The organism is Epibacterium ulvae (assembly GCF_018678075.1).
In the GTDB taxonomy this organism is placed as follows: Bacteria; Pseudomonadota; Alphaproteobacteria; order Rhodobacterales; family Rhodobacteraceae; genus Epibacterium; species Epibacterium ulvae_A.
Window position 1 is genome coordinate 1 of the sequence record NZ_JAHHIR010000024.1, and the last position, 23,484, is coordinate 23,484.

The window sequence follows — 23,484 nt, forward strand, 5'->3', positions numbered from 1 at the left end:
GCCGGGCAGTGAACGCGTGGCTGGCCGTGGGACTTCGGAAAATACGGCTCAAGACGCGCCATCTGCGCATCCGACAGCCAGAAGAGATCAGACAGGTTCACCGTTCAATTTTTCGGTCAGTGAATCATGCAAACAAACGGAAATCAATGGGTCCTGACCCTAGTAATGACCCGAAGATTCATCCTGTTCAATATCACCAAAGTGATAGGCCTCCGCGTTGACGCCATAGGTTTGGTTGAACTTGGCCTCGTCCCCCTGCCAGAAATCAGACGTTGTGTCCGACGCCGCGACGTTCAGACCGTGCAGATCCATGATGAAGACTTCGGTGATATAGCCCTCGGACCTCTCAACCTGGTTGCGCAGGAAGTCAGCGGTTGTATTTGACAGCACCGGCGTGATGGTCGGGGTCGCGGATTGGCCCACTTCGGCGCGCCATTGCGCGTCCAGCGTATCAATCATGGCTTGGTCGTAGTCGGCGGTTTTGTTGTTCAGCGCTTTGATGGCCGAAATCAACACTTCGGAATGGGCCCAGTCGCGGATGTTGGACTGCAGATAACGCTCCATCGCAGGGGCAAATTCATTGGCGAGAACCGGAGTAGACAGGGTGGCGGCGGTCAGTGTCAGGCTGGCGGCGGTTAGGGAACAATTTGTTGATTCGTTACTCTTCTAGGCTGGCCTATTTCGACTTGCTCCACCTAGCCTTGGCCAAAAAGATTGGCTGATCGTTAACTCATCGCAAAACACAACTTAAGATGTGATATGCATACTGCGCGCACGCTGCAGCCACATTCCGCAATATGTGGTTGTTGAAATCATACCATTCACCCAATGATTGCACAATCTTAGGTGGCGGGTCGCGTCAATAAGATAGGATCTTACCTGGGTTCATAATGTTATCGGGATCCAGCGCGGATTTGATCGCGGCCATAAAGCGAATGGTTTCGCCCAGCTCGCGCGCCACATAGCTGCGTTTACCTTGCCCGACCCCGTGTTCGCCGGTGCAGGTGCCTTCCATCGCGATGGCGGTGTCGGCCAGCCATTTGAGGTACGAATCAGCGCGCTCCTGTTCGGCGGCGTTGCCCGGTTCCAGCAACAACAGCGCGTGGAAATTGCCGTCGCCCACGTGGCCGACCATGGGGGCCAGCAGGTCCAGCTCTTCTGCTTTGGCGCGGGCTAGGCTCACACATTCGGCCAGACGCGAGATTGGCACGCAGACATCGGTGGACAACCCTTTGGCACCGGGGCGCAAGGCGTGGCTGGCCCAATAGACATCATGGCGGGCCTGCCAAAGCTTGTTGCGCTCTTCGGCTGTTGAGGTGGCGGCGAAATCCTGACCTTCGAATTCTTCCGCGATGGAGGCGAACATGTCGCTTTGTTCTATCACCCCCGCGTCTGAGCCGTGAAATTCCAGCAACAGCAATGGCACTTCGGGCAGGTCGAGTTTTGAATAGGCCTTGGCGGCGCGCACGCTGAGCACATCCAACAGCTCGATCCGGGCGACGGGAATGCCATATTGGATGGTCATCATCACCGCCTGACAGGCCGCTTCGACCGAAGGGAAGGAACAGCGGGCGGATCGGATCGCCTCGGGGACGCCTTGTAGGCGCAGAGTGAGCTCGGTGATAACACCGAGCGTGCCCTCAGATCCGATCAAAAGGCGGGCCATATCATAACCGGCCGAAGATTTCTTGGCCCGGGCGCCTGTGCGGATGATCGTTCCATCGGCCATCACCGCCTCAAGGCTGAGGATATTGTCCTTCATCGTGCCATAGCGCACTGCATTGGTGCCGGACGCGCGGGTTGCCGCCATGCCGCCCAGCGATGCATTGGCACCGGGATCGATGGGAAAGAACAGCCCCTGATCGCGCAAATGGGTGTTGAGCTGTTCACGCGTCACACCGGGCTGCACCACCACATCAAGGTCCGCCGCATGCACCGCCTTGATCTGGTTCATCTGGCTGAGATCAAGGGAAATCCCCCCGGCTGGTGCGTTCAGGTGTCCCTCAAGCGAGGAGCCGGTGCCAAAGGGGATCACCGGGACCTTGCGCAAAGCGCAGAGTTTCACAACCTCGGCCACCTCATCCGTTGAGGTAACAAAAACAACCGCATCCGGGATCTGGTTAGCCATCGAGGTGGTGGTGTGACCGTGTTGTTCGCGCATCGACTGGCCAGTGTGCAAACGGTCCGCGAACCGATCCGAAAGGGCTGCGATAACCGTGGCGATGCCGGCCTCGTTACGGGGCAATGTGGTGATGGCGGCCATGTCGATCTCTCCCGGTCTTAAACACCCGCGAAAGATCGCATGTTAAGCATCTATGTCAATGGGTTGAACACCCGACACCTGTGGCTATTCGCCAAGCGCGATACCTTCGCGACGGGGATCTGCGGCACCTTTTAGCACCTCTCCCACCTCAATCGCGTGGAGGCCAGAGTTGAGACTGCGGGCATTGACCTCAAACCCGGCGAGTTTCATCAAGGGCATAAGAACTTCGGCGCCGGTGCCCTCCTCCATGTCATAGGTGCCAAATCGGTTGACCAGATGCGGCATCGCCAACGCCTGTTGCAGCGGCATGTCCCAATCAGCCCACGCGATGATGGTTTTGGCGACATAGCCGATGATGCGGCTGCCACCGGGGGAGCCGATCACCAGCGCGGGCTTGCCGTCTTCCATCACGATGGTTGGCGCCATCGAGGAGCGCGGACGTTTGCCGGGCTCCAGTCGGTTGGCGATGGGCAGCCCGTCACGGTGGCTGCGGAAAGAGAAATCGGTCAGCTCATTGTTCAACAGGAACCCGCCCGCCATCAGACGCGAGCCAAAGGCGTTTTCGATTGTCGTCGTCATCGACAGCGCATTGCCATAAGCGTCTACGATGGAGATATGCGAGGTCGAGGGCAGTTCCAACGCTTCGTCATCGGCCAAGTTCAGCGCGTGGTCGAATTCTGGCGTTCCGGGTGCGACCTGCGTCAAGGCTTTTTTGCCGCCCAGCAAGCGCGCCCGCTTGGCCAAATAGGCGGGGTCCACCAGGCCATTAGTGGGGACCGGGACAAAGTCGCTGTCGGCCATATACCGGCCACGATCCGCAAAGGCGAGGCGCGAAGCATCGCCGATCAGACGCCAGCTGTCAGGGTGTTGTTCGCCCAGCTCCGCCAGATCGTAATGCCCCAACATGCCGAGGATCTGCCCCACGGTCAGCGCCCCTGATGAAGGCGGGCCCATGCCGCAAACCTCAAATTCGCGGTAGCTGGCGCAGACTGGCGCGCGTTCCTTGACCTCGTAAATCGCCAGATCCATAGCCGACAGAACACCGGGATTGCCCGGTGCCGTGTTCACGGTTCTGACAATGTCAGCCGCCAGCGGACCTGTATAGATCGCATCGGCGCCATGGGTTGCAAGGGCCTGCAATGTCTCTGCATAGCGGGGGTTTTTCAGTGTTTCACCGGCTGTGATCGGCGTGCCACCGGGCAGGAAATATGCGGCTGTTGCGTCAAACCGCGACAGGCGTTCAGCATCGCGTTCAACCAATTGCGCCAATCGGGGCGAGACGGTGAAACCATCGCGCGCCAGATCGGTTGCGGCCTGAAACAAGGTCGGCCAATTCGCACGTCCCCAACGGCGGTGTGCGGTTTCCAGCAACGCGGGCGTGCCCGGCGTGCCAACAGATCGACCGCCAACCACAGCATCAAAGAATTTAAGCGGCTCGCCCGCATCATCCTGAAACAGGCGCGGTGTTGCGGCCAAAGGCGCGGTTTCGCGACCATCCAACGTTGTCAGCTCCCCGGTGGTGCCGTCATACCAGACCAGAAACGCACCACCGCCCAGACCCGAGGATTGCGGCTCCACCAGTCCCAGAACCACCTGGACGGCCACCATTGCATCCGCGGCCGTGCCGCCGGCGCGCAGCACCTCAGCGCCAGCTTCCACCGCCAGCGGGTTGGCGGCTGCGATCATCCAGTTCTCGGCCGTGACCTCTTGGCCTGCGTCCTTGGCTGCCAATGCTGCCTGCACGGCGGGTGACGCAAGAGCGAACGCCCCTTTGGTCGCAGCCTCAGGCGCAACCGCATCGGCGGCCTGTTGAGCAAATGCGGGCGCTGCCAACAGGCAGGCCAGAGCGCTGAGTGAGAGGATGCGCATGGGATTTCTCCGTTTGGGGGCAGTCGACGCCAGAAAAACGCGTTAACCAAGAATTGTCACGGGGTTTATTTCACATGGCAATGAAATAGAACACAGAAACGGCGCCGGGATCGCTGTCACCGCCCAAGAATGCCGCATGTGGTTTCCCCATCCGAGTTCTAGCGCGTTCTAGTCAGACGGCCACGAATTGGGGCGATTTTTGTGTGGGAGCAGCCCTTAGGCAGCGTCGTCTTTGGTCAACTGCCCATAAAACGCGTAGTTGCGGTAGAGGCCTTGGACCACCAGCCTGTCCGTGTCTGCGCGACAGTCACGCATCGCAGCTTCAAGCGTGTCACGGGGGCTCACATGGAACCGTGCGAGCCAGGCCAACAAAAGACGTTGGAACCAGCCGGGCAGGCCTGCGCTGTCGCCAAAATCCACCACATGCAAGCGTCCGCCGGGGGCCAGGTGCCGCTTTGCCTCTGTCAGCGCGCCCTGCCAATCGGGGATCATCGACAGGCTGTAGGAAAGAATGACGTGGTCGAAACCCTCCACATCAAACAGCGCCTTTGGTTCAAATTGGCAGGCATCGCCCTGCGCCAGGGAGACATCCGCACCGAGTTTTGCGCGTGCGGTGGTCAGCATCTGGTCAGAGATATCCAGCCCGAACAGCTGCGCCTCAGGGTAGCGGTTACGGATCAGGGAGAGGTTGCGCCCGGTGCCGCAAGCGACCTCAAGCACCCGCTCACCGGGTTGGACATTCATGCCCTCGATCAGGTGATCGCGTCCCAGCAGGTAATACTTCCGCGTCACGTCATAGATCAGACGTTGGTAGCGATAGGTCTGATCCATCAAGGCGCTGTGTTCGGTAGTATCGCTCATGATGCGGACTTTCGATAGAGATGCACACCGCCGTAGATCGCCGAGCGATCGGTTTCAAACGCGGTTTGCGAGGCATCTGCGTCATAGGACCATTGATCCAGCGTTGCAGCCTGCACCCGGCCCGGCAGGATGTCGTCGGTGCCACCGGTGCGGAACAGCACCCGTGCGCCGGGTTTGGCGGTGCGGGTGATCTCGTCCCACAGCGCGTTGAGCTGCGCATCGGTCATCCAGTCCTGGGCGTCCAACAGAATATAGACCGTTTTCGACTGGTTCGGCGCCTGGGCCAGCACATCGGTGATCGAGCGGTTCCAGACCGTGGCACGCGCGGCTGCACTGCGCAACGCCTCAAAATTCTGCGGTTCGAGATAGGGCGGCACCGGACCGCTGCCGTCGGCCTTGTAAGCGCGGTTGGCGGCCTGCCAGGCAAAGTAATTCTCGGCGATGGGGAAGTCACAAAACAGCTTGCGGGTGCGTTCTTTTAGCACGGGGATGATGTCACCCCCGGCGTCGTCGGCCAGTTTGTCATATTGTGCGGGCGGGATCCCGAGGCCAAACAGCGAGGCACGGCGGCGGGCGAGGAATTTCACCAAACGCGTGTCATAAAGCGGCGCGATCTGGGTGTTGAAAAACGCCTCTTGCTCGGCCAGGGTCTTGGCCTCCAACAGTGGCTGGAAATCGACCCGCGTCACGCGGGCCAGCAGATGCACGGCGCTTAGGAACCGGCCCAGCACGCCAAAGCGGTAAAATCCACGGGTAAACATGGAGATGCGCGATTTCAGCCCGTTGCGGCCACGCCAAAAGGCCTGCGCCTGCGCGTCCAGCTGTGGCAATACGTGGGTTTCCAGCAGGGCCCTGTTTTCACCCCGGTCCGCATGGCCAAAGATCGCGTAAAAGCTGTCGTAGTCCGGCACATGCGCGGCGGCGGCCAGTTTCAACCGGTTCAACTCAACATGCCAGGGTGACAGATCCACCGCGGTCAGCGAAGCAGGTTGGGTCGTCAGATAGGACATCGCGTTGCAGCCGCCAGAGGCGATGCAGATGATGTGGTCGTCTTGGGTCAGCTGCAAGGCGGTCATGTCGCAGACCGGGTCTTCCCAGATTTGCGGATAGACCAGACCACGAAACAGAAAGGCAAAGGCGCGTTCGGACAAAGTATCCAGAGAAAAAGACCGGTTTTCGTAAACCGCGTCTCCGATTGAGGTCGTATGTGTCGCGCTCATGCCTGCTCTTTTCTATTGGTTAACGGTGGTTTTTGTGTCGGCGCGCTTGCGCCGTTTTTGCCGCTTTTCCAGCAGCCGCAACCGGTTGTTGCGCGACTCCCAGTCGATCAAACGCAGATCGCCGTTGTCGTCCTCGACGATTGCGGTGCAGCTTTCGACCCAATCCCCGGTGTTTACATAGTGGATGTCGCCGATCTGGCGGATCGCTGCGTGGTGGATATGGCCGCAAATGACCCCGTCATAGCCGCGTTGGCGGGCGTCTTCTGACAGGGTTTCTTCGAATTTCCCGATGAAATTCACCGCCTGTTTGACCTGATGTTTGGCCCATTTCGACAGGGACCAATATTTGCGCGACCACAGGCCCCGCACCGAGTTGATCTTGGGGTTCAGCCAGATGAGCGCGGAATAGGCGCGGTCTCCGAAATAGGCGAGCCATTTGGCGTTGACGATGACCGTGTCGAATTGATCGCCATGGGTCACAAAGTACCGCATCCCCTTGGCCGAGATGAATTCATCGTGGTCCCTGACCTCAATCCCTCCAAAATGGATGCCGGGAAAGCGGCGCATGACCTCATCATGATTGCCGGGAATGAACACCACACGGGTGCCTTGCCGGGCCTTTTCCAGGATGCACTGAATGACCGTGTTGTGCGAACTTGGCCAGTGCCAGCCACGTTGCAAGCGCCATCCGTCCAGGATGTCGCCGACCAGATACAGCGTTTCGCACTGGTGCTTACCCAGAAAACCCACCAGCAGATCAGCGCGGCACCCTCGCGTTCCAAGATGGACGTCAGAAATAAAAATTGCACGGTACGCTGTCATAGAATGCTCAACTGAACGTTTTTAAATGAATTACAGCGGGAATGTGTCAACGTCATTACAGCCCCCAAAATGTCTGAGAAAATTAGACTTCTAGCGCCTCATCGTATCAGCAAGCCATCAGCCAGCGGCGCAAAACGATGCCCCTGCCTTCACAACATCGAAGGCACAACCAGATCCGGCGGGCGGTGGCCGTCTTCGAATGTTTTGATGTTGAGCAGGACTTTCTCACCCATCTCGACCCGGCCTTCGCGGGTAGCAGAGCCCATATGCGGCAGCAGCACCACATTGGACAGCTCGCGCAGGCGAGGGTTTATTTCATGGCCGTTCTCATAGACGTCCAGCCCGGCGCCTGCGATCTCGGAAGCGCGCAGCATACGGGTCAGGGCGTTTTCATCGATCACCTCCCCGCGTGAGGTGTTGACGATCACCGCATCCGGTTTCAGCAGTTTCAGACGGCGCGCGTTCATCAAGTGATAGGTCGAGGGCGTGGCCGGGCAGTTGACCGAGATCACATCCATCCGGGCCACCATCTGGTCGAGGCTTTCCCAATAGGTCGCCTCGAACCGGTCTTCGATATCGGCGTGCAGCCGACGACGGTTATGGTAGTGGACCTGCATCCCAAAAGCGGCGGCACGGCGCGCCACGGCCTGACCCACGCCGCCCATGCCAAGGATCCCAATACGACGCCCCGCAAGACGACCGCCGAGCAGCGCAGTGGGCGCCCAGCCGGACCAGTCACCCTGTTGCATCAAGGCGAGACCTTCGGGAATGCGGCGCACCACGGCCATGATCAGCGCCATCGCCATATCGGCGGTGTCATCGGTCAAAACGCCGGGCGTGTTAGAGACCAGAATGCCCCGCTGGCGCGCGGTGGCGACATCGATGTGGTCAACGCCTGCACCATAATTGGCAACCAGCTTCAACTGCTCCCCCGCCTGCCCCAACAAGGCGGCGTCGATCGTGTCGGTGACCGTGGGCACAAGGATATCTGCACTTTGCACCGCTTCGATCAGCTCGGGTCGGGTCATCGGGGTGTCGTCATTGCGCAGGGTCACATTGAACAATTCGCTTAGACGGGTTTCCACGGGGTCCGGCAACCGTCGCGTAACAACAACACTCAGTCGTTCTCTGGGCACTTGGGGCTCTCCTCAGCTTTCCACAATGCGGTCTGCTGTGTCATGGTGACCGAGGACGCTGACGGGCACAAGAACCTAAGTTGTTTTGGTTGCAGCTTTCACGCCACTTCGCGTAAGAGACGCCACAAACAGGCAGCACTGGCAACCGCAGCATCCACGCGCCTTGGGTAGGTCAATTGCGAAACACCGAAAAAGAGTGAGCAGGCAGTGACAGGATCGACAATTCAACGCGCTGCAGGGGTACGCGGGCGCGCTTTGGTTTTTTCCCTTCTGTGTGTGGGGTTTTTTCTTGCATGTGTGGTGCCGGGAACGGCGAAGGAGCGGGGTCCGGTGACCAACCTGCCCCTGCCCCGGTTTGTCTCAATGAAAGCGGCCGAGGGCAATGTGCGCCGAGGGCCATCGCTGACCCATCGGATCGACTGGGTGTTCAAACGCCGGGGCATGCCGCTAGAGATCACGGCTGAATACGGCCATTGGCGCCGGGTGCGTGACCGCGATGGCGCCGGTGGTTGGGTGCATTATACGTTGTTGTCCGGGGCCCGTACGGTTTTGATCGAAAATGACATGACCCAGGTGTTCACCCGACCTGACACTCGCGCGCCTGTATCGGCCGCCTTTGAGCTGGGGGTGATTGCGCGTCTGGGGGAATGCAACACCGATTGGTGCAAAGTGACCGCAGGCGGTTATCGCGGTTGGGCACGCAAAGACCAGCTGTGGGGCGTCGCCCCAGATGAGCTGCGCGAATAACCACCCCGGCGCACGCTGTTTTTTGATGCAGTTGCCTGTGCCCGTGATGGGTCTTGCTGGCCCATGCTGCATGCTCTACTTGTCGCCAATTCACTTCATACGTTAAGCAAATGCCAACTGCCCTGCCCGTGCCAGTTGTGCGTGCGCAGGTCTGCGAGCAAACGTTTGAAATAAGTGAAAGGCGCGCCCATGCCCGGCCCCAAAGTGATCCCGGTGATCGGAGATGAACAGCTGCCCGACCGGGTTGATACGGTTGTGATTGGCGGCGGTATTATTGGCGTTAGCACCGCGCTTGAGCTGGCTGAAAAAGGCCAGCGGGTGGCGCTGTGTGAAAAGGGTGGCATCGCGCAGGAGCAAAGTTCGCGCAATTGGGGTTGGGTGCGGATTTCGCGGCGTGACAAACGGGAGATTCCGCTGATGGCCGAGGCCTTGCGGATCTGGCCCAAGCTGAAAGAGCGCACCGGGCGGGATCTGGGGTATACGCAGGCCGGCATCGCCTTTGCCTGTGAAACCGATGCTGAAATCGCCCAGTTTGAAAACTGGTCCGAGCATCTGAAACCCTTTCAGTTGGAATGTGGCTTTCGCAGCGGGCAGGATCTGGCAGATATGCTGCCCAGCGCCTCCGTGCGTCCCAAGGCGGTGTTCTACACCCCCACCGATGGGCGCGCCGAACCACAAAAAGCAGCCCCCGCAATTGCCGAAGCGGCCCGCGATCGCGGTGCGGCGATCCTGACCCAATGTGCGGTGCGCGGTGTGGAAAGCGCCGGTGGCCAGGTCAGCGGCGTGGTGACCGAACGCGGGCGCATCGCCTGTGATGCGGTGGTGCTGGCCGGCGGGGCTTGGTCGCGGCTCTTTTCTGGCAATCTGGGCATTGAATTGCCACAGCTGAAGGTACTGAACACCGTGCTGCGCACCGCCCCCATCGAGGGCGGGCCTGAGACGTCTTATTGGGAAGAAGGGCTGGGTCTGCGCAAGCGTCAAGATGGCGGCTATACGCTGGCCAATGGCACCTTGCACCACGCGGATATTGTCCCAGACAGCTTCCGTCTGGCGCGCGCGTTCCTGCCGGCGTTTCGCAAAAACTGGCGCGCGCTGAAGCCGCGGGTAGGCACCAGGTTCCTGGAAGAAGCCCGCTATGCCCGGCGCTGGTCGATGGAGGATGTCACCCCGTTTGAACAGACCCGCGTGTTGGATCCCAAGCCAAGCGACGCTTTGGTACGGCAGATCCAGGCCACCGCCGCCAAACGGTTTTCCGTGTTCAAAGATGCCAAGATCGAACAGACCTGGGCCGGGATGATTGATGTGACGCCCGATGCGGTGCCCGTGATCTCAGTCGTGGATACGTTGCCGGGGTTCTTTATCGCGACCGGGTTTTCCGGGCATGGGTTTGGCATTGGTCCCGCTGCCGGTCGGTTGATGGCCGAGCTGGTGATGGGCGTCACCCCTTGTGTGGATCCAACCCCCTATCGGCTGTCCCGTTTCGCTGACGGAACGCCGATGATTGTGGACGCCGGGTTCTAGCGGGTTCGGGGTCCTAAGGGCGCATGGATTGCCCGTTGTAAAACAGGTGCACCTTGTCCGGGTTTGCCCCCATGCGCACGCTTAGCCCGCGCAGCTCTTTGCGGTTGCCAGCAAGCTTGGCGATCAGCGCATCACCGCCCGAGGGCGCGTCAATATAGAGCAATGTCACCTCTCCCAGGGCTTCGGTGATATCGACGCGCGCCTCAAACAGGGATGGGCCGTCGGTTTCAAACAGATCCTCGGGGCGCACACCAATATTGACCCTTTTGCCCTGATCCGCGGCAGTGGTGGCGATGTCCGACACCGCAATGCCGCCGCCATCCAATGCAACGGCGGTTTGCGCTCCGGTTTTGGTGATTTCGCCCGGCAAAAGGTTCATCGCAGGTGAGCCGATGAATTGCGCCACAAATTCATTTTCGGGACGTTCATACAGATCCAACGGAGTGCCAACCTGGGCGATACCTTTGTTGGCCAGCACCACGATGCGGCTGGCCAGTGTCATCGCCTCCACCTGGTCATGAGTGACATAGATCATGGTACGATCGGGCATTGCTTCTTTGAGGCGCGCGATCTCAATTCGGGTGGCGACGCGCAGGGCGGCGTCCAGGTTTGAGAGCGGCTCGTCAAACAGATAGACCTTGGGATCGCGCACAATGGAACGGCCGATGGCGACCCGCTGACGTTGCCCGCCCGACAGTTCCTTGGGCAAACGATCCAGATAGCTGTCGAGCTGCAGAACCTTGGCGGCGTTTTCCACCGCTGCGTCGATCTCGGCCTTGGATTTCTTGGCGATTTTGAGCGCAAAGGCCATATTGTCGCGCACGGTCATATGTGGATAAAGCGCATAGGATTGAAACACCATCGCGATGCCACGTTGGGCGGGGGGCGTGTCGTTCACCACATGCCCGTCGATTGTCAGCTCACCGCCTGAAATTTTCTCCAACCCGGCGATCATACGCAACAGGGTGGATTTCCCGCATCCCGACGGGCCGACAAAGACGATCAACTCGCCCTGCTCGATCTCTAGGTTAATGTCGTGCAACACATTGACGCTTTTAGCATAGGTCTTGGCGATGCCGCTTAGTTTCAGTTCAGCCATCTTCCTGCTCCTCCCGCTTTACAGCGATGCAATACTCCCACGCTCCCAGCGAAATCTGAGTGCCACGCAAATCAACCGCGCCATCCAGACCTGTGGCTGCATTCTCCCAAGAACCATCTGGCAAGGTCAGGGCGGCGTTATCCTCACCGAGGTTGAAGGCGCAGAACACCTCTTGGTTCGTGCTGGTGCGGTGAAAGCTCAGCACGTCCACGGCGACATCCATGCGGTCCTGCGCCCCGGTTCTGAGGGCGGGGAGTGCGGCGCGCACGGCGATGGCCTTGCGGTAGTGGTGCAAGACCGAACCCCGCGCGGCTTCCTGTAGATCCACAGCGATTTCGCGTTGATTTTCGCTGACGGGCAACCAAGGTTTGACCGAGGCAAAGCCTGCGTTGTCGCCCGCCGTGTCCCAGACCATGGGCGTGCGACAACCATCGCGCCCTTTGAATTCGGGCCAGAATTCAATGCCATAGGGATCTTGCAGATCCTCAAATGCCACCTCTGCTTCGGGCAGACCCAGCTCTTCGCCCTGATAGAGGCAGACCGAGCCGCGCAAGCACATCAACAGGGCGGCATATGTGCGCAGGGCCGCATCGCTCAGCTGCCAGCGGCTGCCGTGGCGTACAACATCGTGGTTGGAAAAGGCCCAACAGGCCCAGGCGCCTTTGCCGATGGTGTCGAGGCGTGTGAACACCTCTTTGACCGCTTTGGCCGTGACCGGGTCGGGGCCCAGAAATTCAAAGGCGTAACACATGTGCATGCGATCATCGCCCTGGGTGTATTCGCCCATAATCTCCAACCCACGCTGGGCATCGCCGACCTCACCCAGACAGGCGCGGGCGTTGTACTGATCGGTCAGACTGCGCAGCCGTTCCAGAAAGATCAGGTTCTCTGGCTGGTTCTTGGAATAGAGGTGACGCTGGTGATTGTATGGGTTCACCGTGGGGGCAATGCTGCCATTGCGTTCCTCGGGCGGCAGGGGCGGATTGCTGCGCAACTCCTTGTCGTGGAAGTAGAAATTAATCGTGTCCAGACGGAAGCCATCGACGCCCCGTTCCAACCAGAACCGGGCAATGTCCAACAAGGCCTCTTGCACTGCGGCACAGTGAAAGTTCAGATCTGGCTGCGAGGTCAGGAAATTGTGCAGATAATATTGTTCACGCCGACTGTCCCATTGCCAAGCAGAGCCGCCAAAGATCGACAGCCAATTGTTGGGCGGGGTGCCATCGGGCTGTGGGTCGGCCCAGACGTACCAATCGGATTTGGAGTTTGCGCGGTTGGCGCGGCTTTCGCCAAACCACGGGTGCTGGTCCGAGGTATGGGACAACACGAGGTCGATCATCACCTTGAGCCCCAGCTCATGGGCGCGCGCCAACAGGGCGTCGAAATCCGCAAGGCTGCCGAACATCGGGTCCACATCGCGGTAATCGCTGACGTCGTAGCCAAAATCCTTCATCGGGGATTTGAAAAAGGGCGAGATCCAGATCGCATCCACCCCGAGGGAGGCCACATAGGGCAGCCGGTTGGTGATCCCTTGCAGGTCGCCAATACCATCGCCGTTGCTGTCCTGAAAACTGCGTGGGTAGATTTGATAAATCACACCGCCCTGCCACCAATCAGTGTCCTGGGCCAGATGCGTGGAAGTTTGCACGTTCATTTGTCTTTCCTATTTCACGGAACCGGCGAGAAGCCCGCGGACCAGGTATCTTTGCAATGTGAAGAAGACCGCCAGCGGCACCGCGATGGAGACAAAGGCGGATGTCGCCAGGATCTCCCAGTTGCCGCCACGGGTGCCGAGCAGCTCAACCAGTTTTTGGGTCATCACCGTGGTCTCTCCGGTGGCGTCCACCAAGAACACTTTGGCCACCAGAAGGTCGTTCCAAGTCCACAGGAACTGGAAGATCGCAAAGGAGGCCAGCGCCGGGAAGCTGAGCGGCAGGATGATACGGGTGAAGATCTGATATTCGGTGGCCCCATCCACGCGGGCGTTTTCGATAATGTCGCGCGGCAGACCGACCATGTAATTGCGCAACAGATAAATCGCGAGCGGCAGACTAAAGCCGGTGTGGGCCATCCAGACGCCCAGATACCCTTTGCCGATGCCAATGCCGAGGTGCAGTTTCAACAAGGGGATCAAGGCCAGCTGCAACGGCACAACCAAGAGCGCGACGATGGCCGCAACCAACAGCGCCCGCCCCGGAAACTCCATCCACGCCAGCGCATACGCCGCAAATGCGGCAACCAGGATCGGGATGATCGTCGCCGGGATCGTCACCGTCAGGGTTGAGAAAAACGCTTGGCTCATCCCTTCGATATTGTCAGGGTCAAACAGGATGTTGCGGTAGTTGTTCAGGGTGAATTCAGGCGCAACCGTGGTGCCCAGAAACACTCGCTGGCCGCGCGACCCGGTAAAAGCCGCACTGTGTTCCATCCGGTAGCGCCCATTGGCCATCACGCTGATCGTGCCCCCCTTGCGCAGCTCTGCCACCTCGCCGGGGACAAAGGCATCGACAGCGCGCGATGAAATACCCCAGCTGCGGATTGTGGCGTCTTGTCCGTCCTCCAGCAGGGCGCCCTCGATCACGAACAGCGGGCCGTCTTGCACCTGTGTGTCCGGCGCTGCGGTGCGCAGGGTCACGGTCTGTTCGGACGGGAACAGGGATTTCCACCAACCGCTGGTGGAAATCTGGTCGGTCGTGCGAAAGGACGACACAAACAGCCCCAGGGTCGGAAACACCCAAAGAGCGACCAGAATGACAACAGAGATATTGGTGACCCAAGTGAGGGTGGATTTGGTTCCGGCGATATTGTCCATTGTCTTTCCCTCAGCGCATTTCATTGCGGGCGTTGCGGACGTTCCAGACCAGGATCGGCAAAACCAGAACCATGATCACAATCGCCGCCGCCGACCCGACGCCCCAGTCATTGGCGCGAAACAGCTTGTCGAACATGTAGTTGGCGAGCACCTGCGTCTCCCACTGGCCGTTGGTCATGGTGAAGACGATGTCGAACACTTTCAGCACCGTGATGGTGATGGTGGTCCAGACCACCAGAATGGTTGTTTTTATCTGCGGGACCTTGATTTTAAAGAAGATCTGCATCGGGCTGGCCCCGTCGACAATGGCGGCTTCAACCGTTTCTTCGGGAATACCGCGCAGGGCCGCCGACAGGATCACCATGGCAAAACCGGTCTGGATCCAGATCAGAACGAGCATTAAGAAGAAGTTGTTCCACACCGGCATGGTCAACCAGGTCAGCGGGGCCTCACCCCCCATGAACATATAGATCGCGTTGAAAATCCCGATTTGATCTTGATCTGCCGGGCGCACATCATAGACCAGTTTCCAGATCACCGAGGCCCCCACGAACGAGATCGCCATCGGCATGAAAATCAGCGATTTGGCGATATTGCCCCAGCGGATACGATCGGTCAGTTGCGCGGCCAACAGGCCGAAACCGGTTGCGCCAGCCGGCACGACAAGAAGCCACAGTATATTGTTGCGCAGGGCTTCCCAGAATTTGGGTTCTTTTGACATCTGGACGTAATTGTCAAAACCAACCCATTGAATTCCCCCACCCGGAACGCGTTCCGTGAGTGAAAGCCGCAAAGTTTCAACCACCGGGTAGGCAAGATACACCCCCACCGCACAAAGCGCCGGAAAGAGAAAAAGCCACGGACGGACCAGATTGGCACGGTTGATGTTGCGACCCGCGTGAGGGCCGCGTGGGGGAAACAGGACCTTGTCCACAATCTGATTGGACAGGGCAAAATAGGCGACGCATGCGGTGACGCCAAAGATAATAATCGACAGCCCCTGAAGTGCCGGATGCATGGTCATCACTCTCACTTTTTATGGTGGAATACGGTTCGGAAATCAGGGCAGCAGGGGATGTACCGCGCTGCCCTGGAGGATTGTGTGAGGCTGCTATTTCAAGGCATCCCACGAGGCCTGGATTTCATCCGCCACCTGTTGTGCGGGTTTGCCACCGGCGTAGTCCACCATGCCGGTCCAGAACGCGCCAGCGCCAACACCGCCGGGCATCAAGTCCGACGCATCAAAGCGGAAAGTTGTGGCCCCCAGCAGGATCTCGTTCATTTTGCGCAGCGTCGGATCGGAGAACTTGGACGCGTCCACCCCTTTGTGCGGGGTCAGGAACCCTTGGCGTGCCATCCAGATTTCATGGGACGCAGGATCCTGGAAATAGGCGATCAGATCATGGGCGGCCTGATTTTCTTTGGTGATTGCCCAGACCGTGCCGGCGCCCAGAACCGGAGTGCCCAGATCCTTGTCCGCATAGGCTGGGAAGTAGAAAAAGTCCGCGTCCTCACCCACAATTGTGCCTTCGGGGAAGAAGGACGGGATGAAAGAAGCCTGGCGGTGCATGTAGCACTGTGGCGGTGCGTCAAACATGCCCTTGGGGCTGTCGCGGAAGTCTGTTGTGGCCACGGCCCCTGCGCCGCCCGCCACGTAATCCTCGTTTCGTGCAAAGGCGCCGAATTCCTCGATTGCGGCGACAACTTTGGGGTCGTTGAATTTCAATCCATTGCTGACCCAGGCGTCGTAATCCGCTGGGCTCTGGGTGCGCAGCATCAGGTCCTCGACCCAATCGGTGGCCGGCCAACCGGTGGCGCCACCTGATCCCAGACCGATGCACCAGGGCGTTTCGCCGTCGGCAACGATCTGATCGGTCAGCGCTTTCAGCTCCTCCATCGTGGTCGGAACTTCATAGCCTGCGTCCTCAAAATTTTCCGGCAGATACCAGACCAGCGATTTCACATCGACTTTGTAGAAGAAACCAAACAGATCTTTTGCACCATCAGGTCCGGCAAAAGTGCCCAGATCGACCCAGGATTGGCCCGCAGCATAGTTTTCGCTAATCCAGTCGCCAGTGCCATCCGCAAGCGGTGTCAGGAACCCGCCCTTGGCCAGTTCCGCCGCCAGACCGGGCTGCGGGAAGATCGCGATATTGGGGGCCGAGCCCGCCTCGGCATCAATGCGGATCTGCTGTTCGAAACTGTCAGAGCCCACATAGGACACAGTGTGACCGGTCGCGGCCTCGAACCCCTCCAGCACGGCCTCGACGTTCAATTGGTCCGGGCCAAGCCAGGGGCCAAACACGGTAAGATCTTCTGCCAAAACAGGGCCAGACATCACAGCCAGCGCCGCAGCGCCGCTCAAAATCGACGTTTTCATCATTCTCCTCCCATACACGCAAAGCGCAAGAAATCAGCAAAGCGACTCATTATTCAAAGCGCTTTGAGTCAGACTTGTAACGGAACCTCCCCTTGTATTGTCAACAACAAATAGAGACTTCGTTATTTATCGCGTTATTTTCAGGAATTTTGCGCAAACCGATCACAAAGTCATTGACCCACCGGTTCCTCTTCCTGCAAAAGATGATACCAATATTTAAAGCGCTTTGGATGATATGAACCTCAAGACTCTTGCCGAACAACTGGGACTTTCTCAAACCACGGTCAGCCGGGCGCTGAACGGGTATCCAGAGGTGAGCGAAGCCACGCGACTGCGAGTGGAACAGGCGGCGGAGCAATTTGGCTACCGCCCCAACAGCCGTGCCAAAGGGTTGGCAACCGGACGTGCGATGATGATCGGCCACGTCATTCCGACCTCAAACAAACATGAGATGGTGAACCCGGTTTTTGGCGATTTTGTTGCCGGCGCATCCGAGGCCTACGCCAAGTTTGGCTACGATATGATGTTTGCACGGGTGCGCGACGGCAATACGGAACAGGCCTACCGGGAGCTGCTGGCCAAACGGGCGGTGGACGGCGTGGTGCTGCAAGGTCCGCTGATCAATGACAGCCGGATTGCCCTGTTGAACAAGATGGGCCTGCCCTTTGTCGTGCATGGACGCTCTACCGGTGTGAGCGCGCCCTATAGCTGGGTCGATGTGAACAACAAACGGGCTTTTCAACGGGCAACCGAGTTTCTGATTGATCTGGGCCATCGCCGCATTGCGTTGTTGAACGGGTTGGAGACGATGGATTTCGCCCAGCGACGTCGCGACGGCTATGTCACGGCTATGGAGGATCGCGGCGTGCCCGTGGATCCCGCGCTGATGCGCGCTCAGGAAATGACCGAGGTCTTTGGCCACCAGGAAACCATGGCAATGTTGGCGATGGATCACCCGCCGACCGCGATTTTGACATCCTCGATGATCACCGCAATCGGGGTGCGGCGCGCGATCGAAGAGTCTGGCCTCAAGATGGGGCGCGATATCTCGGTCATCACCCATGACGACGACCTGTCGTATCTGAAAAACGGCCGAGACGTGCCGATCTTTACCGCGCTGCGCTCTTCCGTTCGCAACGCAGGCGAGATCGCAGCCGCCATGTTGGCCGAGCTGATCGACAGCCCCGACCAGCCGCCAATGAACCGGATGTTGGAAGCCGAACTGGTTGTCGGCAGCTCCACCGCCCCTGCCCCACGGGATTGAAACCATGCTCTTCAAACGCTCTGATTTTCCGACAGATTTCCAATTTGGCGTTGCAACCTCTGCTTATCAGATCGAGGGCCATGCCTTTGGCGGGGCGGGTGCAACCCATTGGGACACCTTTGCCGCAACCCCCGGCAATGTGGTGCGCGCAGAGGACGGGGCACAGGGGTGCGACCATTACCACCGCTACGGCGAAGACTTTGACCTGATCGCGGCGGCGGGGCTGGATTGTTATCGGTTTTCCACCAGCTGGGCGCGGGTGATGCCCGAGGGGCGTGGCACCGTGAACCAGGAGGGTCTGGATTATTACGACCGGTTGACGGACGCGATGCTGGAGCGGGGGATCAAACCCTGCGCGACCCTCTATCACTGGGAGCTACCGGCCCCGCTGGCCGATCTGGGCGGGTGGCGCAACCGGGATATTGCCGGCTGGTTTGGTGATTTCGCCGAGGTGATCATGGGTCGTATCGGCGACCGTATGCACAGTGTTGCGCCGATCAACGAACCCTGGTGTGTCAGCTGGTTGAGCCATTTTCTGGGCCACCACGCCCCCGGCCTGCGCGATATTCGCGCCACGGCCCACGCCATGCACCACGTGCTGCTGGCCCATGGCACCGCAATCGAGCGGATGCGCGGCATGGGGCTGGGAAACCTTGGCGCGATCTTCAATATGGAGTGGGCCGACCCGGTTGATGATAGTCCGGAGGCGCGCAAGGCCGCGGATACCTATGACGCCTATTACAACCGCTTCTTCCTGAGCGGGATCTTCCACAAACGCTATCCCGATCTGGTGCTCGAGGGGCTTGAACCCCATATGCCCACGGGCTGGCAGGATGATTTTGACACCATCGCCCAGCCGGTGGATTGGTGCGGGGTCAATTACTATACGCGCAAGCTGATCGCGCCCAACGACGGTCCCTGGCCGCACCACCACGAGGTCGACGGCCCGCTGCCCAAGACGCAGATGGGCTGGGAGATCTACCCGGAGGGGCTTTACAAATTCCTGAAACGCACCGCCGCGGAATATACCGGTGATCTGCCCCTTCACATCACCGAAAATGGCATGGCCAATGCGGATGTGATCACCGATGGCGCCATCCATGACACCGCGCGGATTGACTACATCAACCAACATTTGGATGCGGTGCGAAAGGCGGTTGCAGACGGGGTGCCGGTGGAGGGTTACTTCCTGTGGTCGCTGCTGGACAACTATGAATGGGCGCTGGGATATGAGAAACGCTTTGGCATGGTGCACGTGGATTTTGACACGATGAAACGCACGCCCAAGGCCTCGTTCCTGGCGCTCAAAGACGCGTTGGGGCGGTAAAAACCGCCCCGAAACATTCTATTCAAGCTGCGTCACAGATACAGTTTACGCCAGATAGCGCTGCAGGGTTGCCCGCGTGCCATCGGCCCACAGATGGGTCAGCCATTTGGTAAAAGCATCGCGGAACTGCGCGTTCTCGGCCAGATCACCGTAAATTTGCGGCTGTTCCAGCCATTTGGACGGATCTGTTTGCGCCGCTTTGGCCAGATCATGGAGACGGTCCCAATCGGGGTCGTTGGCCTCGATCACGCTGCCGTCATCGCGGGTGCCTGCGCACATGCGCGCCCAGAGCGCCTCAACCAGGCTGAGCCCCTCGATCGAGCCACCGGCGGCAAGGGAATCCGACAGGATTGGCAACAGGAAGCCGGTGTGGCGTGACGACCCATCAAAAGCCACCCGCCGGGTTGTGTCACGGATCCGTGGGTTGCTGAACCGACCGCGTACCAGGGCCACGTAGTCTTTGACCGCCATGCCGGGCACCGGCTTTACGGTGGGGGACATTTCTTCGGCCTGAACCTTGTCGAAAAACGCGCTGATGTCGGGGTCTGACATACAGTCAGAGATGGTTTCCAGCGACAGCAATTCACCGGCGTTGGCAAGAACCTGGTGGCCTGCGTTTAGGATGCGGATCTTCACCGCTTCATAGTTCTCAACAACATCGGTGAAGGTTGCGCCGACATTTCCCCAAGCCGGGCGTCCGGCGCAGAAGTCATCCTCGATCACCCATTGGCGGTAGTTTTCATGGGTCACCGGCGCCGCATCGTCGATGCCAAGGCTTTGGGCCAGCGCGATCTCATCCGGGCCGGTGGCGGGCACGATGCAGTCCACCATCGAGTTCGGGAAAGACGCGTTTGCAGCGATCCATTCGCCCAGGACCGGGTCCTGCAGCTTGGCCAGCCCTACCACCAGATCACGGGTGATATAGCCGTTGCCCTGCAGGTTATCGCAGCTTTGCACCGTAAAGGGGCCAAGGCCGGCGGCGCGGCGCGCGGCAAAGGCTGCGGTAATCGAGCCAAAGGCCGTGGTTGGGCGAGTTGGGTTGATGACGTCCTTTTGCAGATCCGCGTGGCTCAGATCTGGCACACCGGTTGCAGGATCCAGGAAATAGCCGCCTTCGGTCACGGTCAGCGCGACAATGCGGATCTTGGGATCGGACATCGCCTGGATCAAGGGCGCGTTGCCGTCCACGATCGGCACATAGTCGATCATGGAGCCTGTGACCTCAGCGGAGGTGCCGCTGGGGTCCAGTTCGATAAGAGTGGTCAGGCAATCCTGCTTCAGCAGGCGGTCGCGCATGTGGGTGTCGTATTGACGTACGCCCGCTCCCAGGATTGCCCAGTTGTGCCCCTCACCTTTTTGCATCAGTTGGTGGGTATACCAGGCCTGATGAGCCCGGTGGAAGTTACCCAGCCCGATGTGCACAATGCCCGCAGTCAGGGAGGTGCGGTCATAGGTGGGGCGCGAAATAGCCTGAGGCAACTGCGCCAGGCTTGCGTTGGACAGCTTAACAGCTGCCTTCTCATGATTTGTGTTGTCCATCAGCTCATCCACTGTCCGCCATCGACGTTGTAAGTCTGGGCGACGACGTAATTGGCCTCTTCGCTGGCCAGAAACACCGCCATACCCACGAGATCTTCGGCACGACCCATGCGCCCAAACGGTACGCTGTCGCCGACTTCTTTCTTCTTTTGCCCCGGAGCCTTGCCTTCGTATTTCGCAAAAAAGGCATCGACCCCGTCCCAATGTTCGCCGTCGACCACGCCGGGGGCGATGGCATTGACGTTGATACCGTGCTGGATCAGATCCAGACCGGCGGATTGGGTCAGGCTGATGGTCGCGGCTTTGGTGGCGCAATAGACCCCAACCAAAGCTTCACCGCGACGACCGGCCTGGCTGGCCAAATTGATAATTTTGCCGCCCTGCCCGCGCGCAATCATGTGACGGGCCACCGCTTGCAAGGTGAACAGCGTGCCCGAGACGTTGACATCAAACACACGGTCATAGTCCTGGCGCGTGATCTCCACGATGGGCGCGGCGGTAAAAAGGGCTGCGTTGTTGATCAGGATGTCGATCTGACCGAGGGTGTCGATCACCTCGTTCACAGCCTGATCAATGCTGTCTTGGCGGGTGACATCCAAAGCCACCGCATGCGCCGCCGGACCAAGGTCCCGTGCGACGCGTTTGGCTGCGTCAAAATTGATGTCGGCAATGGCCACATTGGCGCCTTCACGGACATAGGCCTGGGCAAACGCCAGTCCTATGCCACGTGCCGCGCCTGTGATCAGCGCGCATTTGCCCGCCAGTCGCATCATTCGACCCGCAAACCTTGTTGGTCAAACTTGTGCAGTTGGTCCATTTGCGGCGTCAGATAGATCGTGTCGCCATGGCGTGCTTCGATGTCACCGGTGATACGCACGGTGATCATCTCGCCCAAACCAGTGTCATGCACGTGAATGAACGTGTCAGAGCCGAGGTGCTCTGCAACGCCAACCCGACCTTTCCACATGCCGTCGGTCTTGCTGACGTCGATGTGTTCAGGACGGATACCAACACCCGTTGCACCCAGCTTTTGCGCCTCTTCCCCGTGGATGATGTTCATCTTGGGAGAGCCGATAAAGCCCGCAACAAATTCATTGCGCGGTTTGTGGTACAGCTCCAACGGGCTGCCGACCTGTTCGATATGACCGGCGCGCAGCACCACGATCTTGTCCGCCATGGTCATGGCTTCGACCTGATCGTGGGTCACATAGATCATCGTGGTCTTCAGGCGCTCGTGCAGCTCGCTGATTTCAAGGCGCATGCCAACCCGCAGGGCCGCATCCAAGTTCGACAAAGGTTCGTCGAACAGAAAGGCCGAGGGTTCACGCACAATCGAACGACCAATCGCCACTCGCTGACGCTGACCACCCGACAGCTGGCCCGGCTTGCGGTCCAGATAGTCGGTCAGGTTCAACGCTTTGGCAGCAGCTTCGATCCGACGATTTTGCTCGTCCTCGGGCATTTTCGCCATCTTCATCGGGAAGGCGATATTTTTGCGCACCGACATATGCGGATACAAAGCGTAGCTCTGGAACACCATGGCCAGACCGCGTTTTGCAGGCGGCACTTCGGTGGCATCGGCATCATCGATCACAATGCGACCGCTGGTGGTGTCTTCCAGACCTGCGATCAGGCGCAACAGGGTGGATTTACCGCAGCCCGACGGGCCAACAAACACTGTAAATTCACCGTCTTCGATGGTCAGGTCCAGTGGCGGAATAACTTCGACCTCGCCAAACTTTTTCTGGACTTTCTCAAGTACAATACGTCCCATAAGTCTATTCCTTATTTCACGGCGCCGAAGGTCAGGCCGCTGACAAGTTGTTTCTGGCTGAACCAGCCCAAGATCAGGATCGGCGCAATCGCCATCGTCGATGCCGCGCTAAGCTTGGCGTAGAACAGGCCTTCCGGGCTGGAATAGCTTGCAATGAACGCTGTCAGCGGTGCCGCTTTGGCGGCTGTCAGGTTCAAGGTCCAGAAGGCTTCGTTCCAGGCCAGGATGACGTTCAACAGCAAGGTCGATGCAATGCCGGGGATCGCCATGGGGGTCAGGATGTGGATCACTTCCTCTTTGAGAGAGGCGCCATCCATACGGGCCGCTTCCAGGATCTCACCAGGGATTTCCTTGAAGTAGGTGTAAAGCATCCAGACAATGATCGGCAGGTTGATCAGCATCAGCACGATCATCAGACCAATTTTGGTATCCAGCAGACCCATTCTGATAAAGATCAGATAAATCGGATACAGAACACCAACCGCTGGCAACATCTTGGTGGAGAGCATCCACAACAGGATGTCTTTGGTGCGCTTACTGGGCACAAAGGCCATCGACCAGGCTGCCGGAATAGCGATGATAATGCCTAATACGGTGGACCCGCCGGCGATAATGATCGAATTCCACAAAAAGCGCGCATAGTCAGAGCGCTCTAGGACGGTCGCGTAGTTTTCTAAGGTCCAGTCAAACCCCAAAAAGACGGGAGGGTCTGCAATCGCCACCGCTTCGGTTTTGAAACTGGTGAGAATGGTCCACAGGATCGGAAAGAAGATCAGCAAGCCAACGGCCCAAGCGGCGGTCGTATTGATGATTTTTCGTTTTTGCGTAACTGCACGTGCCATATGGGTGC

Annotated in this window: 20 protein-coding genes; 4 read left to right on the forward strand and 16 right to left on the reverse strand. The window is 59.0% G+C overall.

Annotated features, from left to right (window positions below):
* Window positions 1–159: 159 nt before the first annotated feature.
* The 7 genes from KMP13_RS05885 to KMP13_RS05915 all read right to left on the reverse strand — a co-directional run bounded on the left by KMP13_RS05885 (window position 160) and on the right by KMP13_RS05915 (window position 8,171).
* On the reverse strand, window positions 160–564 hold the full coding sequence (locus KMP13_RS05885; RefSeq protein WP_215264712.1) for a hypothetical protein: 405 nt from the start codon (window positions 562–564) through the stop codon (window positions 160–162).
* A 295-nt stretch (window positions 565–859) separates the two neighbouring features.
* A complete protein-coding gene (locus KMP13_RS05890) occupies window positions 860–2,263 on the reverse strand; it encodes an FAD-binding oxidoreductase (RefSeq protein ID WP_215264714.1) in 1,404 nt (467 codons plus the stop codon).
* An 84-nt stretch (window positions 2,264–2,347) separates the two neighbouring features.
* Window positions 2,348–4,132, reverse strand: a complete 1,785-nt coding sequence (ggt, locus tag KMP13_RS05895; RefSeq protein ID WP_215264716.1) for a gamma-glutamyltransferase — start codon at window positions 4,130–4,132, stop codon at window positions 2,348–2,350.
* 216 nt (window positions 4,133–4,348) lie between these two features.
* Window positions 4,349–4,993, reverse strand: coding sequence for a class I SAM-dependent methyltransferase (locus KMP13_RS05900; RefSeq protein ID WP_215264717.1), 645 nt, complete (start codon window positions 4,991–4,993; stop codon window positions 4,349–4,351).
* Window positions 4,990–6,213 (reverse strand): DUF3419 family protein, encoded by a 1,224-nt coding sequence (locus KMP13_RS05905; protein ID WP_215264719.1) that lies wholly within the window; start codon window positions 6,211–6,213, stop codon window positions 4,990–4,992. The genes KMP13_RS05900 and KMP13_RS05905 overlap by 4 nt, the downstream gene beginning before the upstream one ends.
* 12 nt (window positions 6,214–6,225) lie before the next feature.
* Complete coding sequence (locus KMP13_RS05910; RefSeq protein ID WP_215264720.1) at window positions 6,226–7,035, reverse strand: UDP-2,3-diacylglucosamine diphosphatase; 810 nt, start codon at window positions 7,033–7,035, stop codon at window positions 6,226–6,228.
* 149 nt (window positions 7,036–7,184) lie between these two features.
* Window positions 7,185–8,171 (reverse strand): 2-hydroxyacid dehydrogenase, encoded by a 987-nt coding sequence (locus KMP13_RS05915; protein WP_215264721.1) that lies wholly within the window; start codon window positions 8,169–8,171, stop codon window positions 7,185–7,187.
* Between the two features lie 255 nt (window positions 8,172–8,426).
* Between KMP13_RS05915 and KMP13_RS05920 the strand changes: the two genes are divergently transcribed.
* Both KMP13_RS05920 and KMP13_RS05925 read left to right on the forward strand, forming a co-directional pair.
* Complete coding sequence (locus KMP13_RS05920) at window positions 8,427–8,918, forward strand: SH3 domain-containing protein (protein ID WP_435370340.1); 492 nt, start codon at window positions 8,427–8,429, stop codon at window positions 8,916–8,918.
* 189 nt (window positions 8,919–9,107) lie between these two features.
* Window positions 9,108–10,439 carry an NAD(P)/FAD-dependent oxidoreductase gene (locus tag KMP13_RS05925; protein ID WP_215264723.1) on the forward strand — a complete coding sequence of 444 codons (1,332 nt, stop codon included), beginning with the start codon at window positions 9,108–9,110 and terminating at the stop codon, window positions 10,437–10,439.
* Between the two features lie 13 nt (window positions 10,440–10,452).
* Here the strand turns inward: KMP13_RS05925 and KMP13_RS05930 are convergent, their stop codons facing one another.
* The 5 genes from KMP13_RS05930 to KMP13_RS05950 form a co-directional block, all read right to left on the reverse strand.
* A complete protein-coding gene (locus KMP13_RS05930) occupies window positions 10,453–11,538 on the reverse strand; it encodes an ABC transporter ATP-binding protein (protein WP_215264726.1) in 1,086 nt (361 codons plus the stop codon).
* Entirely contained in the window at window positions 11,531–13,192 is a 1,662-nt protein-coding gene (locus tag KMP13_RS05935; RefSeq protein ID WP_215264727.1) for an alpha-amylase family glycosyl hydrolase, read from the reverse strand. The genes KMP13_RS05930 and KMP13_RS05935 overlap by 8 nt, the downstream gene beginning before the upstream one ends.
* Before the next feature lie 9 nt (window positions 13,193–13,201).
* Entirely contained in the window at window positions 13,202–14,350 is a 1,149-nt protein-coding gene (locus KMP13_RS05940) for a carbohydrate ABC transporter permease (protein WP_215264729.1), read from the reverse strand.
* A 10-nt stretch (window positions 14,351–14,360) separates the two neighbouring features.
* The gene (locus KMP13_RS05945; RefSeq protein WP_215264766.1) at window positions 14,361–15,368 is read right to left on the reverse strand and encodes a carbohydrate ABC transporter permease; all 1,008 of its coding nucleotides are present in this window, start codon (window positions 15,366–15,368) and stop codon (window positions 14,361–14,363) included.
* Between the two features lie 93 nt (window positions 15,369–15,461).
* Window positions 15,462–16,730 (reverse strand): ABC transporter substrate-binding protein, encoded by a 1,269-nt coding sequence (locus tag KMP13_RS05950; RefSeq protein WP_215264731.1) that lies wholly within the window; start codon window positions 16,728–16,730, stop codon window positions 15,462–15,464.
* A gap of 235 nt (window positions 16,731–16,965) precedes the next feature.
* Here KMP13_RS05950 and KMP13_RS05955 point away from each other — a divergent pair, with 235 nt between their 5' ends.
* Both KMP13_RS05955 and KMP13_RS05960 read left to right on the forward strand, forming a co-directional pair.
* Entirely contained in the window at window positions 16,966–17,994 is a 1,029-nt protein-coding gene (locus KMP13_RS05955; protein WP_215264732.1) for a LacI family DNA-binding transcriptional regulator, read from the forward strand.
* 4 nt (window positions 17,995–17,998) lie between these two features.
* Complete coding sequence (locus KMP13_RS05960; protein ID WP_215264734.1) at window positions 17,999–19,321, forward strand: GH1 family beta-glucosidase; 1,323 nt, start codon at window positions 17,999–18,001, stop codon at window positions 19,319–19,321.
* 45 nt (window positions 19,322–19,366) lie between these two features.
* Here the strand turns inward: KMP13_RS05960 and KMP13_RS05965 are convergent, their stop codons facing one another.
* The 4 genes from KMP13_RS05965 to KMP13_RS05980 are packed head-to-tail and all read right to left on the reverse strand — an operon-like array spanning window position 19,367 to window position 23,476.
* Window positions 19,367–20,860, reverse strand: coding sequence for a mannitol dehydrogenase family protein (locus tag KMP13_RS05965; RefSeq protein ID WP_215264735.1), 1,494 nt, complete (start codon window positions 20,858–20,860; stop codon window positions 19,367–19,369).
* Window positions 20,860–21,630: an L-iditol 2-dehydrogenase gene (locus KMP13_RS05970; protein ID WP_215264768.1), complete on the reverse strand. Its 771-nt coding sequence runs from the start codon at window positions 21,628–21,630 to the stop codon at window positions 20,860–20,862. Before KMP13_RS05970 ends, KMP13_RS05965 begins: the two co-directional genes overlap by 1 nt.
* Window positions 21,630–22,634, reverse strand: a complete 1,005-nt coding sequence (locus tag KMP13_RS05975) for an ABC transporter ATP-binding protein (protein ID WP_215264737.1) — start codon at window positions 22,632–22,634, stop codon at window positions 21,630–21,632. Before KMP13_RS05975 ends, KMP13_RS05970 begins: the two co-directional genes overlap by 1 nt.
* Before the next feature lie 11 nt (window positions 22,635–22,645).
* Window positions 22,646–23,476 (reverse strand): carbohydrate ABC transporter permease, encoded by an 831-nt coding sequence (locus KMP13_RS05980; protein ID WP_215264739.1) that lies wholly within the window; start codon window positions 23,474–23,476, stop codon window positions 22,646–22,648.
* Between the last annotated feature and the right edge of the window lie 8 nt (window positions 23,477–23,484).

What these genes read in the sequence shown, in the direction of transcription:
- KMP13_RS05905 (WP_215264719.1), bottom strand. Translation starts at nt 6,213, where the DNA reads ATGAGCGCGACACATACGACCTCAATCGGAGACGCGGTTTACGAAAAC.
- KMP13_RS05885 (WP_215264712.1), bottom strand. Translation starts at nt 564, where the DNA reads ATGGAGCGTTATCTGCAGTCCAACATCCGCGACTGGGCCCATTCCGAA.
- KMP13_RS05935 (WP_215264727.1), bottom strand. Translation starts at nt 13,192, where the DNA reads ATGAACGTGCAAACTTCCACGCATCTGGCCCAGGACACTGATTGGTGG.
- ggt (WP_215264716.1), bottom strand. Translation starts at nt 4,132, where the DNA reads ATGCGCATCCTCTCACTCAGCGCTCTGGCCTGCCTGTTGGCAGCGCCC.
- KMP13_RS05975 (WP_215264737.1), bottom strand. Translation starts at nt 22,634, where the DNA reads ATGGGACGTATTGTACTTGAGAAAGTCCAGAAAAAGTTTGGCGAGGTC.
- KMP13_RS05965 (WP_215264735.1), bottom strand. Translation starts at nt 20,860, where the DNA reads ATGGACAACACAAATCATGAGAAGGCAGCTGTTAAGCTGTCCAACGCA.
- KMP13_RS05945 (WP_215264766.1), bottom strand. Translation starts at nt 15,368, where the DNA reads ATGCATCCGGCACTTCAGGGGCTGTCGATTATTATCTTTGGCGTCACC.
- KMP13_RS05970 (WP_215264768.1), bottom strand. Translation starts at nt 21,630, where the DNA reads ATGCGACTGGCGGGCAAATGCGCGCTGATCACAGGCGCGGCACGTGGC.
- KMP13_RS05930 (WP_215264726.1), bottom strand. Translation starts at nt 11,538, where the DNA reads ATGGCTGAACTGAAACTAAGCGGCATCGCCAAGACCTATGCTAAAAGC.
- KMP13_RS05940 (WP_215264729.1), bottom strand. Translation starts at nt 14,350, where the DNA reads ATGGACAATATCGCCGGAACCAAATCCACCCTCACTTGGGTCACCAAT.
- KMP13_RS05980 (WP_215264739.1), bottom strand. Translation starts at nt 23,476, where the DNA reads ATGGCACGTGCAGTTACGCAAAAACGAAAAATCATCAATACGACCGCC.
- KMP13_RS05955 (WP_215264732.1), top strand. Translation starts at nt 16,966, where the DNA reads ATGAACCTCAAGACTCTTGCCGAACAACTGGGACTTTCTCAAACCACG.
- KMP13_RS05925 (WP_215264723.1), top strand. Translation starts at nt 9,108, where the DNA reads ATGCCCGGCCCCAAAGTGATCCCGGTGATCGGAGATGAACAGCTGCCC.
- KMP13_RS05890 (WP_215264714.1), bottom strand. Translation starts at nt 2,263, where the DNA reads ATGGCCGCCATCACCACATTGCCCCGTAACGAGGCCGGCATCGCCACG.
- KMP13_RS05960 (WP_215264734.1), top strand. Translation starts at nt 17,999, where the DNA reads ATGCTCTTCAAACGCTCTGATTTTCCGACAGATTTCCAATTTGGCGTT.
- KMP13_RS05950 (WP_215264731.1), bottom strand. Translation starts at nt 16,730, where the DNA reads ATGAAAACGTCGATTTTGAGCGGCGCTGCGGCGCTGGCTGTGATGTCT.
- KMP13_RS05900 (WP_215264717.1), bottom strand. Translation starts at nt 4,993, where the DNA reads ATGAGCGATACTACCGAACACAGCGCCTTGATGGATCAGACCTATCGC.
- KMP13_RS05910 (WP_215264720.1), bottom strand. Translation starts at nt 7,035, where the DNA reads ATGACAGCGTACCGTGCAATTTTTATTTCTGACGTCCATCTTGGAACG.